Raw genomic sequence first — 13,875 nt, forward strand, 5'->3', positions numbered from 1 at the left:
CTGCTTACTCTGCCGGAACCATACTGTCCAGACGCTCCCGAAACCGAGGTGCAAAGATCATCCCTGATATCATCGCAGCAAAGAACAGCCAGTGTGGCCAGCCCCCGTAGCTCAACGAGGCAATAGAGGGACCGGGGCACAGTCCGGCAAGTCCCCAACCCATGCCGAAAAGTGTTGATCCGATGATCAGGTTACGTCCTACTTTAGGATCAGGCTTTGCAGGGAAATCCCCGCCCAGAACCGGCTGTCTGTTGTTGGTGTAACGCCATGCGAAAAACATTGGAATTATCGCGCCGCCCATGACGAAGGCGAGCGTGGGGTCCCATTGGCCGAACACATCTAGCCAGCCTTGAACTTTGTCGGTTTCCGTCATTCCGGAAATGAAGAGGCCGACACCAAAGAGGCCGCCTGCAAAAAGCGCATATAATTCGCGTTTCATATCAGATGACCCCCAGAATATGACGAAACAGAACAACGGTGATGCCACCAGCGAGAATGTAAAAGACCGTCGCAACAATCCCGCGTAAGTTTAATCGCGAGATTCCGCAAACCCCGTGGCCCGAGGTGCAGCCATTGGCGATGCGTGTGCCGACACCCACTAACAGACCTGCAACAACCAAGACGAGCACGTTTGTGGTTGCTTGGGTTTCTATACCTCCGCGGAACATTACAATGAGGGCAGGGGCAATGAATACGCCTGCAAGGAAAAAGAGGCGCTCTCGAAAACTGTCGCGTCCCGAACCATCCACGAGACCCCCTAAGATACCGGAGGCGCCCATAATCTTTCCGTTGATCAGCAGATAGGCAGCTGCGCCCAGGCCGATGATCGCGCCACCGACGAGGCCCATGATCCAGTCCATTTGCATCTTATATCCTTCAGAGTTTGTTGACGGGAACCTTGAGGAAGACATCACCGTCTTCGTCTGGTTCCGGCATATTGCCTGCCCGCATGTTCACTTGCAGCGAGGGAATAATGAGTTTGGGTTTAGAAAGCGTCGCATCGCGGCTGTCGCGCATTTCGACAAAACTGTCTTTGGAAGCACCCTGACCGATGTGCACGTTTGATGCTTTCTCTTCTGCGACCGTGGTTTCCCAGGCAAATTTGTCTCGTCCTGGCGCTTTGTAGTCGTGCCCCACAAAGATGCGCGTTTCATCCGGCAGGGTCAGAATTTTCTGGATGGAGTTATAAAGCTCTTCTGAAGAGCCCCCAGGGAAGTCGCATCGCGCAGTTCCAAAATCAGGCATGAAGAGCGTGTCGCCGACAAAGGCGGCATCTCCTATTACATAGGTCAAGCAGGCCGGTGTGTGGCCCGGTGTATGCATCACATCACAGCGCATCTGTCCGATCATGAAGACATCGCCTTCCTGAAAAAGCTGATCAAACTGGCTGCCGTCTCGTTGGAATTCTGTACCTTCATTGAAGATTTTACCGAAGGTGTCTTGGACGACGGTGATCCGATCCCCAATGCCTATTTTCCCCCCGACTTTTTGCTGGATGTAGGGGGCAGCAGAGAGATGATCGGCATGCACATGGGTTTCTAGCAGCCACTCCACTTTCAATTCGCGAGAGCGCACGAATTCGATCACATCGTCTGCTGATTTTGTGTTCGTATGGCCGGACGCGAAATCGAAATCCAGCACGCTGTCAACGATGGCGCAGGAGGATCCGTCTGGATCAACAACCACGTAAGACACCGTGTTTGTATCAGTGTCAAAAAATCCTGTGACGTCTGGTTTCATGGGCTTGCTCCTTTCGAGATTACATATTTCATAAATGGAATATGTTCAAGGATTGTGTTTTGATACAGGTCAAAGAATGATCATTCCCTTCTCGATATTAAGCATTTGAAGGAGAAAACGCTCCGAAATATTTGGGCGCACTTGTCTGCCATCCGGATTCGCGCTGTAGTTTTCGGTATCAACCAAATGCAAAGCAGCGGTCATCGATGGGCCGAAGGATCGGTTTCTTGAAACTGAAATATTTGCGCTTTAAAGGGGGCGGAAACTTCATGCTTTGGTTGAATAATGCTTAAGGGAGAGAAGATGGATATCAAAGAACTTGTTGAGCGTGCTCAGGAAATTGCAACAAAGATTTCAGATACCTCTGGTGATGAAAGGTTCGCATTGCACGACCAGTTACATCGCACCCTAGAGTTGATTAAACTCCGTGGGGGTAAAGTTCCCAGCACATTACATCGTCTGGATTTGGATCTGGTGGATGAAGCAGTTGAAGCTGCTTTTGACAACGTGCCTGTCTAAAACCCAGCAAGCCTTGCCAGATGCCCCCTGCTTCGTTGTAGAGTTAAGTCATTGATTAAACGGTAGGGTAGGCTCGTTGGTGGCTTTATTACGAAGTGAAACGCAGGGATCGGTCTGCCATATTGAAATGAATGACGGGCGCGATAATCGGTTATCGCGCCTGATGTGTTTTGAACTGTCCAAATCGTTACAAACCGCATTTGAAGACAAGACGGTCAAGATCGTTCTGTTAACAGGAGCAGGATCATATTTTTCAGCAGGATATGACCTGTCCAGTCTTTCAAGTGATGCGGATCAAATCGCACTTTTCCATCTAATAGATTTGCTGACAGATGCGCCTAAACCCGTGATTGCAGGTATTCAGGGCGATGCCTTTGGAGCGGGATTTGAAGTCGCGCTTTTATGCTCCTTCCGACTGGCCGCATCCGGCGTTTCATTTGGTTTCCCTGATATCTCGCACGGTTTGATGCCCGGCGCAGGTGCAACACAGACATTGCCTCGCATTTTGGGGGCAGGGGCAAGCTTGGATTTGCTTTTGGACGGGCTACCGGTCAAATCCTCTGAACTAGGCCCTGTAGTTGACGCCGAGATTAAAGGCGACTTCAAATCCGGCGCGAAGAGATTTGCGGTATCATTGGCAGAAGAAAATATTGGCCCGTTGTCGATCGCGTCACGCGATGAAGGCCTCGCGGACCCGGTCGCTTTTCAAAGTGCCTTGGTGGACGCACGCGCTGAAAGAGCAAATGATCCAATCTCTGAATCCATCATAAATGCAGTCGAAACGGCTTTATTGCTTCAGTTTTCGTCCGGCATCGATGTCGAACGAGAGCTTTTCAAAATCGCAGAGGCGCGTCCGAAGGCTCGTGCAAAACGTCACCTGAGTTTTCAACGCTGGCGTTTAAAGGAAGATATCCGCGCCCAAATCACTCCGATAACTCAGCTTGGCCGTATCGCTGTAGTTGGGGATGGTGAGCTTGCGCAAAACTGTGTCTCACGATTGCTTTTATCAGGCCGTTCGGTGACTGCTGTGCTGGGGGACACTCTCGCAACTGATGATTTTCGATTTGAGGTTCTTGATGTTGCGCGGCAGGTGGCAAGCACGCAGGAAAGCGATATCTTTCATGAGGCTGGTTTGTCCGATCAACTTACAATCAGCTCTGAGCTTGCGGATTGCGCGACAGCTGATTTGGTTCTGGATGCCAGTGAAGAGGAACGTGCTGGTCTCTTGGCGCGTGCGCTGCAGCTAGGGGATATTTTACCCGGGCACGTTGTGTTTACAGTGGCGTCTCAGGAGCTGGGAATTGAGCCGGTCGAGTTGGCATTTGGGCGACCAGCGCAGTTTAGCAAAGTGTGGCTGGAACCGGATCTTTATCAAGAAAGCGCTGTCTATTCCTTATCGGGTGAAAATCATTCTGGCACCCGTGCATTGGTGCTGACTTTGCTGAATACCTTCGGGTTGAATGGTATCGAGACCAAACAAGAAGCGGGTTTCGTGTCAATTTCCATGTGGCTCACCCTTCTGCAGGCTGCTGAAACACTTTGCCTGAGCGGAACGCCTGTTTCCGCCATTGATGCGGCCCTATCGGAGAAAGGTTTCGGAGATGGACCCTTCCGAATGGCTGAAGAGCTTGGACTTGAAGTCATTACGCAGCTTGCGTCTGATGTTTCTGGTTTCAAAGGAGATTTGAAAATCACGCGCGCACTCGCGGATCAGGAGCGCTCAGAAGACAGCGCGGAAGTTGGATTTTATCTCTCCGAAGATGGGCGCCAAGGATTACCTAATCCGATTGCCACACGTGTCATTCAATCGTTGAGAGAAGACCGAGGCGCAAAAGCAGAGGCCTTGGAAATCCAACAGTATTGTTTGGCGGTGCTGGCAAACAAAGCTGCCACGATGCTTGCTGAAGAGGACATCCGATGTGCAGGTGAGCTAGACGTGATATTGACCGAAGAACTCGGACTTTCAGTAGATCTTGGCGGCCCATTGCATGCCGCTGACCAAGAAGGTTTGCTGCATCTTCGATACCTTTTGACAGGTGAAGATGGCAAAGAAACGCCCAGTGAGGCTTTGCTTGATATGATCAAAAACGGGTTAAGCTTCAGCGCGCTAAACGCAGAAGTTCAACGGTTCAGCTGAAGGAAATACCAACCATTACGGTCATTAGGCCTATCACGGATAGAAACAGCGACCCAAGGTTCAGAGGCATAACTTTCTGAACCGCTGCGCGCAGCTCCTCGTCCGGTAGGTTTTGCTTTTTAAGACCCGCAACGCGCACGATTGACATGATCAAGCCCGCAAGACCGACCAGCGAAATCGCAGTACCTATCCAAACCAGCCATTCCATGCGTCTATCCTTTCGATCAGATTGCGGCCCCGCGTAATGGATTGCGCCTTTATTCGCAAGACTGAATAGATTGCCAGTTGCGGCCCTCAAAGCTGCGCATTAGGGTGCGCGATTGAAGAAGACAGGAGTGAACATGTCCGAGAATACTGTTGAGGCAAGCTACCGCGTAACTGCTGACGAGCTGCGCCAGTTCATTGAACGTTTTGAGCGTTTGGAGCAGGAAAAGAAAGACATCATGGATCACCAGAAAGAGGTGATGGCCGAAGCCAAAGGCCGTGGCTATGACGTTAAAGTCATGCGCAAGATCATTGCGTTGCGCAAACGCGACCAGAACGACATCGCCGAAGAAGAGGCGGTTCTGGAAATGTATAAAGAAGCGCTTGGTATGAGCTAAAGAAAAACCCCGGTTTCGGCCGGGGTTTTCTTCTTAAGGTGTGAGAAATTTCACATCCGGTATTTTTTCGATCTCATAGATGTCTTCGTCATAAAGCTCAGTGAGCGCATCGACATGCATCTCTGTCCACCCCGGGAAATCGATGTCTTCCTCCAGAATGTCATCGCGCGCAAATTTTTCTAGGAAGGCGGCAATCACACGCTTTTGCTGAACAACGGTGATGTTTGGGCGCTGAGCGATATAGTCTTTGAAACGCTTAAAGCCCTCTGGGATCATGATTTCTTCTAAGAAATCAAAAGCACCTGCGAGTTCAAAGGTCGGATCAACCCCTGCGATTTCGCGGATGATTTCCTGCCAGATCAATGGCGAGTCCTCATTACACCAAACGGTCATGGGCAATTGAGGATAGATATCTCTGATACGCGCTATGAATTGCGACCAGCGTAACTGCATCGGATCGCTGTATTCGATCAGACTCTGAGGGTCTTCCCCCGGATGGGCTTTGATCATGCTTTGTAGATAGGTGGCAGGGTTGCAGGTGGCGAAATAGAGTTCGACATCCGCGCCATCAAAAAGCTGCAGAAAGCTGTCCAGTCGATTTGGATATCCCGGATAAAACTGATCCTCGCGCACACTCATGCGCGGAACACCGAGAAAATTGTCGGTTGAGAACACCACACGGTCGGGCTGGGTATCGCCTGCAACAGAGGTGATGAATTCTTCGCGTAGCGCATCATCCCCCAAGCCGCCACGGAACTTATGGAGGACGGGACGCAGGTTTTTGCGGTAGCTCGATGGGCGTGGAATAAACGTTCCAACCTCCGCCAGCTTTTCTCGGTTTTTGCCGAGACACAGCTGCAGCCGGTTCTCATCGGTGTAGGGCGCTCCGAAGTGTAAGGCTACCTGCATATCAATTGGGTCTTTCTGCTACTTTGCGCCACAATATAGCTTCGTTTCTGGACAGCGAAACCAGTTTCGGGCAACACGTCCACATGAGTGACATACCGGCACAGCCAAATTCTACTGTCAGACGGCGTTTGAGCCTTGATCCATGGTCCCTTGGGGCTGTGTTCATCGCTTCTATCGTATTGATCCCGATTGTTGCGGTTGCGATCCTGGCGTTGTTCCCGACGGAGAACATCTGGCCGCATCTTCTGGCGACAACTTTGCCGCGCTATTTCCAGACCACTTTGATCCTGATGCTCTCGGTTGGTTTTCTGGCGGCCAGTGTGGGAACTGGGGCAGCTTGGTTGATCTCACGCTATACATTCCCGCTGTCGCGTTGGCTTGAGTGGCTTTTGCTTTTACCACTGGCGATCCCAGCCTATGTAGGCGCCTATGCTCTAGTGGATTTCCTCGAATACGCAGGTCCCGTGCAAACAGGCCTGAGATCCATATTTGGCTGGGAAACATCTCGCGATTATTGGTTCCCTGAGATCCGCTCGCTTGGCGCTGCCATCATCGTTTTGGCGGCCTCGCTCTTTCCATACGTCTACATTCTGGCGCGTGCAGCCTTTCGCGAACAATCTGGTGCCGCTGAAGAAGTGGCACGATCCTTGGGGGCAGGCGCGATCGGGCGCTTTATGCGCGTCGGTTTACCGTTGGCACGGCCTGCGATTGCGGCGGGCGCTGCGATTGTCATGATGGAAACCGTGAATGACTTTGGCACCGTTGATTACTTCGCAGTGCAAACGCTAACGACCGGCATCTTCAATGTTTGGCTGGAAAGCCACAACGTGGGCGGCGCGGCGCAGATTGCGTCAGTGATTTTGATATTGGTGATTTTCCTCGTCACTTTGGAAAAGATCAGCCGCCGGAAAATCAAATTCTTCAGCCTCTCAAATCGGCACCGCCCTGTTGATCGTGTGCGCTTGAGTGGCGTATCCGCTGCCGGAGCGACTCTGGCCTGCCTTATACCTTTTGCGGTTGGCTTCCTGCTGCCGGTCTCCGTGATCCTGAGCCATGCCTTGGACAATCCAGAAAGCTGGACAGACGAGGGGCTTCTGCGTGCGCTGACCAATACGCTTACTGTTGGGGGTATCGCGGCAGTTGTGACTGTTCTGGCTGGGGTCTTCTTGGTCTACGGCGTAAGATTGTCCGGGCGCAAACTGCCACGCTTGTTGCTGCCCATCACGACCATTGGTTATGCCGCGCCGGGTGCCGTTTTGGGGGTGGGGATACTGATCCCATTGGCCTTCCTTGACCATCGTCTCGCGGATTTTATTGAAAGCATCACTGGCGAGCGGGCAGGGCTTATCCTGACGGGCTCTGCCTTTGCGCTGGTCTTGGCTTATTGTGTGCGTTTCTTTGCCATCGGGCAGGGGGCGGCAGATGCGGCGATGGGGCGTGTGTCGCCGAGCCTTGAGATGGCAGCACGGTCACTGGGACGCACACGGGCGCAAACGCTCAAGGAAATTTACTTCCCGCTGATCAGGGGCTCAATCGGCTCTGCGCTGCTGTTGGTCTTTGTGGATTGCGTGAAGGAACTGCCGGCAACGATGCTGCTGCGGCCTTTTAACTATGAAACCCTGGCCACGCGTGTGCATGACCAGGCCAGTCTTGAAAATCTTGGCGATGCAAGCCCGGGAGCTTTGCTGATCGTGTTGGTCGGACTCTGCGCTGTGTCGCTTCTGGCCCGGGCCAACCGATAGTCAAATTACCTGTTCAGGCGCACAGCGCGAAATCCCAATAGAGATCACGTGCCCGCTGGGTGATCGGACCTGTACCCAGCACGCGGTCTTGGAATTTTTCGACAGGCATGACTTTCGCGATATTCCCAGTGCAGAATATCTCATCCGCAGTTTCAAAGTCCGCAACTGTCATTTTGACTTCATTCACCTCGACACCATCGGCGCGCAGCAGCCTAATGACACGCTGACGGGTCAGGCCATTCAAGAAGCAGCCGTTTGGCACCGGAGTGGACACAACACCGTCTTTGACTGCAAAGACATTCGTTGAGGCTGTCTCAGCTACATTGCCATCAATATCGAGCGACAAAGCATTCGAGAAACCACGCGCTCGCGCCCATGCCATGATACGACCGTTGTTGGCATAAAGAGATCCAGCTTTCGCTTCTGTCAGCGCCATGTCCTGACGCGGGCGGCAGAAGGGTGCGACTGTCAATGAAAATGCGCCGATCTCAGGCATAGGAAGCGTTTCAATACAGACAGAGAAAACTGTCGATTCAGGCACCAAATCAATGATCCCTGGTGTGCTTTCCGTGGCCCACATCATCGGGCGAATATACAGCTGCGCGTCGTCTGCGTAGGTGGCCACGCCTTCCTTTACGATGTCTATGATCTCTTCGCCTGAGACATTAGGGATCATCCCCATAGCTTCAGCGGAACGGATCAAACGGTGGCAATGCCCCTCAAGATCCGGCATCACGCCTTGAAACTTGCGTGCCCCATCAAAGACCTGCGAACCTAGCCATGCCACATGATCCGCAGCGCGAATAACCGCTACGTTTCCGTCCTGCCATGTGCCATCGAAATAGGTTCGAACATCGTCGCTCAGTGCCATTATAGCCTCCAAAAACACTCCCTAAATTTATGCTTAACGAGGAGAACGAAGGGGCTGCAAGGCCAGTTTTAAATAAGAAATTTTGTTGCGCGAACCTATCTTCTGCTGTGCAAAGGTTGCCGATTTTGCCCGTGTCGAGCAACCAAGCGCTTCTGATTTTTGGCAGAGGGGATAAGAGACGCAGGATTGTCGCTTTTCATCTCTTTCAGTTCTGGGAACAGCGCTTGCAATTCTTCCAATGCTTCGGGGGCCAAAGTCTGCAGAGCTTCCTCCCCGGTCAGAAGGCTCTCCGCGGGTGCATTCTCCGCAAAAATCACTTGGTGATTTTCCATCAACAGGTGGTGGTAGGTGACCGAAGTCACGCTGGTGTCGATAAAGATACCTGGAAGCTCCGTCAGCTTGATGGCAGAGACCAAGACATCCGGTTTACCAAACATGCGCATGGCAATTTTGGAGCTGATCAACATGCGATGCTGGCGAGAAACCAGAAGATCGCGTGTGGGGAGACCTTTCCCCAATGCCCCTGCAGATATGCGGACCGGACGGAGCTTTGGGTTATCGTTCAAATCCTGAGCATTCAGCTGGCGACTCATATTCAACACGAGCGGCTGCAACCCGTCGGCCTTTGTGACCAGAAGGTCACCTGCGATCAGCTCTTCAACGGGCCGATCCCCGGTATCGGTTGCTATGAAAGTACCTGAAGCAAAACAAACAACATCAGAATAAGACCAACCTACGGTGTGACTTTGATAGCGGCCAAGTGTGGCCCCGACAGTGAATTCCGATCCGGGCAAAGGAGCAAAGTACCAGCCGCCGTCAGTGGTATGGAAGAAGTTGAAGGTTTCAACGTGATCGTTGCCGTCGACATCCGTAAAGCTGACTTGAATCGAATAAGGGTTGCTATTGGTCCCATTGAAGTCGCCCCCATCGATACTGACGCGTTCGTCTGAATCGAACCGGCCACCAACCTCACCGTCATTGTCTTCAAACGTTGCGGTGTAGGACTCGTTATAAGTCGCGTTGTAGTAGGTTCCGCTCCAGCGGAACACTTCAAATGTATAGTCAGGCATGCTCTTGCCTCTGGATTAGACGTCGGGTTTTCCCGTTAACTTGTTTTAAGGGTACTTTAATGCGCATATTTGATCAAGAATATCATAGGATTGCCCTAATATTTCGCTAACCTTTTCGCCGACGATTTGAGTTGGTCGTATTTCGATTGCGGCTTTTCTGTCTGGAGTAGGATGAATGACGAATTTCACCCGTAGATACGGCAGTTTGCTTCGCGATGGTTCTATTGCGCAGCTGCTGTGCGTTTTGGCCTTAGCGTTTGTTGCCGGTTCGGTGCGAGCCGAAGCAACCAAGGTCTTCGTTTTTGGCAATAGTCTGATCAATCATGTCAGTGAGACCGAAAAGACCACAGTGCCGCACTGGCTGGCCCATTTGGCGGATCGCAACGGTGAAGAGCTGGAGCTGGATGGTAAATTTGGGTTCTTGCGGAACTTCGCCAGCGAATTGCCGCCCCAGGCACAATGGAGTTTTGAAAACGTCACCCCGGCATGGGGACGCAGCTACCGACAATTCGATGATGTCGGTTATAGCCACTACATTTTTAATCCAGCGAATTTCATTCAGTACCAAGCCGCCGATGAGGCCTATCACGGAGATAACCCGGAGGGGTTCTCTCCTCTTTCGGCAGCTGCGCAACTCTTTCAGAATATTGCGCCGAGCCGAGAGATCATTCTTTATGAAGGCTGGGCGGATCTAGAGGCCTTTTCAACGCGGTTTCCCCCGCGCAATCGCCCATTGCGCAAATACCATGCCTATAATCAGGGGGATTATCATGACTGGTACGTGGACTTCGCAAATAAGCTGCAAGCTGCCTTGCCTGAGAGAAATGTCACATTGATCCCCATCGCGCGCATCCTTTCGCGCGCATTTACCGAGACGGGGCTGAAGGGACTAAAGGCCACAGACATATACTTGGATACTGCGCCACATGGGGCGTCAAATCTTTACTTCCTCGCATCGATCCCAGTCTACGCGCGGCTTTTTGGAAGCCTTCCCGATGTAGATGATGTACCCGCCGAAGTACATCCGCTGATCAAAGCGCATTTCCCTGATTACCTAAAAATCATTGCCGAAGAGATGCCGATCCAAAAGGCAGAGGTGTCTGTTGACGCTCCATCAAGTGGCGTTTCGGAAACTAGCAATGAGGTGCCTCAGGTCGATAGGGCCGCCTCGGATGCCCCTGCCTTGGGGTATGGATTGGACGGCATTGCAGACTGGTCCACGCAGGTGCCTTTTGTGGACTTGATGAAATCCTCGCGTCAGTGGGTCGGCCATCTCAAAGATGCGGAATGGGGCGGCTGGGGACAGGCAGAGCTTGAGGATGGAGGTTATCTGGATGCTGAGGGCTGGCCTGTGAAAATCCCTGAGCAGCTTACCAAAATCGAAACCTTCATGTTGACGGATTTCCCTGAGGACGCGCGCCAGCACAACGGTCTCTATCGCTTGTCTTGGGAGGGCGAAGGTAAAATCGATCTATCAGGTAGCTCGCGCGCGACACGTTACGGCGACCATGAAATCTGGTTTCGCTTTTCTGTCGGCGGGGGACCGCTTGGGATTGTCATTTACAACACCGACCCCAACGGGACCGGAGATAATATTCGAAATATCTCAATTGTGAGAGAAGACCAGATCCCGCTTTTTGAAGCCGGAGTCGTATTCAATCCTGAATGGCTTCGTGTGGTGGAAGATGTCCGTCTTGTCCGTTTCATGGATTGGATGTTCACCAATGGCTCTGATCTGGAGCGCTGGGCTGACCGCCCCGTAATCAGCGACTACAGCTGTACACGTCGCGGAGTCCCGGTGGAGCTAATGGTGGAGCTGGTCAACCAAATTGGAGCGGACCCTTGGTTCACGATGCCCCACAAGGCTGACGATGATTTCATGCGTCGGTTTGCGGCCTACGTTCAGAGTCATCTTCGTGTGGGATTAAAAGCGCATGTTGAATACTCAAACGAGGTTTGGAATTTCCTGTTTCCTCAGACGCACTGGGCCGCGGCTGAGGCTGAAAAGCTCTGGGGGGCGGATACCGGTGGGGATGCTTGGATGCAGTTTTACGGCCACCGAAGCGCACAAATGGCTCAGATCTGGTCTGAGATCTTCGCGCAAGACATGGATCGCTTAACGCGCGTTTTTGCGACACACACGGGCTGGCCTGGATTAGAGCAGGGGGCGTTGAATGCCCCACTTGCAGTTCAGCAAGGGGCACCCAAACCTGTTGAATACTTTGATGCCTATGCAGTCACCGGATACTTCGGCCTGGAGTACGGTTCGGATGAAAAGGCGCCAGTCGTCGTTAAATGGATTGCCGAGAGTCAGGCGGCAGGTTTGGGCTACCAAACGGCGATTGAAAACGTTGCACGTGATTTGCAAAGCAATGGATTAAAGCAACTGACCGAGGAACTCTGGCCTCATCATGCGAATGTCGCCAAGAAGCATGGGCTGGATCTCATCATGTACGAAGGCGGCACGCATGTTGTTGGGCACTTGGATTGGACGGAGAACGAAGAACTGACCGCGTTTTTCCACGCCCTAAACTATTCGCCAGAAATGGCTGAGATTTATCACGCCCTATTGTCCGCTTGGGAGGCGAATGGCGGCACTGTGTTTAACGCTTTTGTTGACGTCTCAAAGCCCAGCAAATGGGGAAGTTGGGGCGCGCGGCGTCATTTGAATGATGGTAACCCGCGGCTGCAGGCTCTTAGCGATTACAATCTCGCAGGTGCCAGTTGGGACATTGCTCGCAGTGCAGAGGACTTTGCTGCGGGTGTGGTCATTACGGGCGGCGCAGGCACTGATGTTCTGGCAGGAACGGAATTCTCAGACGTGTTAATTGGACAAGCCGGAGATGATGAGTTCAGTGCAGGCAAGGGAAACAATTATGTACATGGGGGCGAGGGCAATGACCACGTGGTCTTGCAGGGGTTCCTAGAGGAATATCGCTTTGGTCAGGACGGTGAGAAGTTGGTCGCCAAATCCAAACACGGCACCACAAGGCTCTTTGCAGTAGAAACCCTGTCCTTTTCAGAAACACCCGATTTAATACTGTCAGCGTCAGATCTCTTTTGAGATTGTGAGGTCTAGGGATTCCCGTGCGATCAGCTCGGCCCCTTTGCGGCAATCAAACCGCTCTTCAATTCTTGACCGTGCTGATTTGCCATACCGCATGGCGTCCTGCGGGGAATTGGCGACCAGCTGAATGGCGGCTGCTAGGTCATTGGGGGCGTGAGGCTCCACAAGAACCCCGTCAACTCCGTGATGGATTAATTCCGGCACGCCACCAACCCTCGTGCCTGTAGTGGGCACTTCGCAGGCCATGGCTTCCATATAAGCCACTCCAATGGCTTCCTGATGGGTCGCCAAAACAAAAAGATGGGCGTCGTTGAGCTGCTGGCGCACGTCTTCTGCGCTGACTGCACCTAGGAGTGTGACCGCATTGTCCAGTTCCAGCTCAGTGATCTTTTCTTCCAAAACCTTTCGGAAGCCCCCGCCACCCTGATCATCTTCACCTGCGATGGTCAAGCGGGCATCGATGCCCTTGTCACGCAGCAACTTGACTGAGTCGATGAGGTCTTGATGGCCTTTGGCAATGTTCAAACGTCCACATGAGAAAAGACGCAGCGCTTCACCGGGGGGATATGGCTGATATGGCCTATCCCGGCGCAACGCATTCAGATCAACACCCATAGGCTGGACAAATACGCGGCTGGGTCGGTCAGGTCCAAGCACCTGGTCGAGCTGTCCATTGAGCTGTTCCGACACAACTGTTGCAAACTTCGCGTGTCGCCATTTCAGTCGCTGGCCCGCTCCATAGCCGTCAATATCGCCATGTAGGGTCACGCTGTAGCTTGGCCCACCCATCAAATATGCCATGACGGCCACCAAAGCCGCGCGACCGCAAGAATGGACATGTACATGGGAAATTCCCTGCCGCGTGCAGCTTTGTTTCAAGAGCTGTGCTGCGCCCGTGGTCACGGCGAGGTCTTTGGCAAGCTGTTTGCCTTCACTCAGAATGTCTTTGGCATAGATGGTTGGTGAAACGCTCAACGCGGTTTTAGCCGCGGCTTTGGCATCAATCACGCCAAGGTATTCTGTGCGGGCAATGGCATCTTCTGACCACTTATGTGAAATCAGCCCAGCAGGAGGGCGTCTTGTGCTAAACAGGGAAACAGAAATCCCCATGCGTTCCAGCGCCTCAATCTCGCGCCAAAAGAAAATATGGGTCTGACCCGGAAATTCAGGTATCAAATAGCCAATTTTGGGCGAAGTCGACACGGTGCCTGCTCGAAA

At 52.5% G+C, this 13,875-nt stretch carries 13 protein-coding genes; 5 read left to right on the forward strand and 8 right to left on the reverse strand.

Annotated elements, in window-relative coordinates; translation table 11 throughout:
* Positions 1-4: 4 nt before the first annotated feature.
* The 3 genes from M0D42_RS03415 to M0D42_RS03425 are packed head-to-tail and all read right to left on the reverse strand — an operon-like array spanning position 5 to position 1,740.
* Positions 5-439: a YeeE/YedE family protein gene (locus M0D42_RS03415; protein WP_265020205.1), complete on the reverse strand. Its 435-nt coding sequence runs from the start codon at positions 437-439 to the stop codon at positions 5-7.
* A gap of 1 nt (position 440) precedes the next feature.
* Complete coding sequence (locus tag M0D42_RS03420) at positions 441-866, reverse strand: YeeE/YedE family protein (protein WP_265020206.1); 426 nt, start codon at positions 864-866, stop codon at positions 441-443.
* Between the two features lie 10 nt (positions 867-876).
* The gene (locus M0D42_RS03425; RefSeq protein ID WP_265020207.1) at positions 877-1,740 is read right to left on the reverse strand and encodes an MBL fold metallo-hydrolase; all 864 of its coding nucleotides are present in this window, start codon (positions 1,738-1,740) and stop codon (positions 877-879) included.
* Between the two features lie 303 nt (positions 1,741-2,043).
* Between M0D42_RS03425 and M0D42_RS03430 the strand changes: the two genes are divergently transcribed.
* Together M0D42_RS03430 and M0D42_RS03435 are read left to right on the forward strand one after the other, a co-directional pair.
* Positions 2,044-2,259 carry a hypothetical protein gene (locus tag M0D42_RS03430; protein ID WP_265020208.1) on the forward strand — a complete coding sequence of 72 codons (216 nt, stop codon included), beginning with the start codon at positions 2,044-2,046 and terminating at the stop codon, positions 2,257-2,259.
* A gap of 79 nt (positions 2,260-2,338) precedes the next feature.
* Positions 2,339-4,396, forward strand: coding sequence for an enoyl-CoA hydratase/isomerase family protein (locus M0D42_RS03435; RefSeq protein WP_265020209.1), 2,058 nt, complete (start codon positions 2,339-2,341; stop codon positions 4,394-4,396).
* Here M0D42_RS03435 and M0D42_RS03440 read toward each other — a convergent pair.
* A complete protein-coding gene (locus tag M0D42_RS03440; RefSeq protein WP_265020210.1) occupies positions 4,389-4,604 on the reverse strand; it encodes a hypothetical protein in 216 nt (71 codons plus the stop codon). The two genes, M0D42_RS03435 and M0D42_RS03440, sit on opposite strands and share 8 nt — an antisense overlap.
* Before the next feature lie 133 nt (positions 4,605-4,737).
* Here M0D42_RS03440 and M0D42_RS03445 point away from each other — a divergent pair, with 133 nt between their 5' ends.
* Positions 4,738-4,998, forward strand: coding sequence for a DUF2312 domain-containing protein (locus tag M0D42_RS03445; protein ID WP_265020211.1), 261 nt, complete (start codon positions 4,738-4,740; stop codon positions 4,996-4,998).
* 33 nt (positions 4,999-5,031) lie between these two features.
* On the opposite strand, the gene M0D42_RS03450 is transcribed toward M0D42_RS03445, so the two are convergent.
* On the reverse strand, positions 5,032-5,907 hold the full coding sequence (locus M0D42_RS03450) for a hypothetical protein (protein ID WP_265020212.1): 876 nt from the start codon (positions 5,905-5,907) through the stop codon (positions 5,032-5,034).
* A gap of 83 nt (positions 5,908-5,990) precedes the next feature.
* Here M0D42_RS03450 and M0D42_RS03455 point away from each other — a divergent pair, with 83 nt between their 5' ends.
* On the forward strand, positions 5,991-7,649 hold the full coding sequence (locus M0D42_RS03455) for an ABC transporter permease (RefSeq protein WP_265020213.1): 1,659 nt from the start codon (positions 5,991-5,993) through the stop codon (positions 7,647-7,649).
* A gap of 13 nt (positions 7,650-7,662) precedes the next feature.
* Here the strand turns inward: M0D42_RS03455 and M0D42_RS03460 are convergent, their stop codons facing one another.
* Together M0D42_RS03460 and M0D42_RS03465 are read right to left on the reverse strand one after the other, a co-directional pair.
* On the reverse strand, positions 7,663-8,520 hold the full coding sequence (locus tag M0D42_RS03460; protein ID WP_265020214.1) for a branched-chain amino acid aminotransferase: 858 nt from the start codon (positions 8,518-8,520) through the stop codon (positions 7,663-7,665).
* Between the two features lie 95 nt (positions 8,521-8,615).
* A complete protein-coding gene (locus M0D42_RS03465; protein WP_265020215.1) occupies positions 8,616-9,590 on the reverse strand; it encodes a Hint domain-containing protein in 975 nt (324 codons plus the stop codon).
* A gap of 175 nt (positions 9,591-9,765) precedes the next feature.
* Between M0D42_RS03465 and M0D42_RS03470 the strand changes: the two genes are divergently transcribed.
* Positions 9,766-12,654, forward strand: a complete 2,889-nt coding sequence (locus M0D42_RS03470) for a calcium-binding protein (protein WP_265020216.1) — start codon at positions 9,766-9,768, stop codon at positions 12,652-12,654.
* Here M0D42_RS03470 and epsE read toward each other — a convergent pair.
* Positions 12,640-13,860, reverse strand: a complete 1,221-nt coding sequence (gene epsE / locus M0D42_RS03475) for an exopolysaccharide biosynthesis GT4 family glycosyltransferase EpsE (RefSeq protein ID WP_265020217.1) — start codon at positions 13,858-13,860, stop codon at positions 12,640-12,642. The genes M0D42_RS03470 and epsE overlap by 15 nt on opposite strands.
* Positions 13,861-13,875 lie beyond the last annotated feature (15 nt).

This window comes from Cognatishimia activa, from assembly GCF_026016445.1.
Taxonomy (GTDB): Bacteria; Pseudomonadota; Alphaproteobacteria; order Rhodobacterales; family Rhodobacteraceae; genus Cognatishimia; species Cognatishimia activa_B.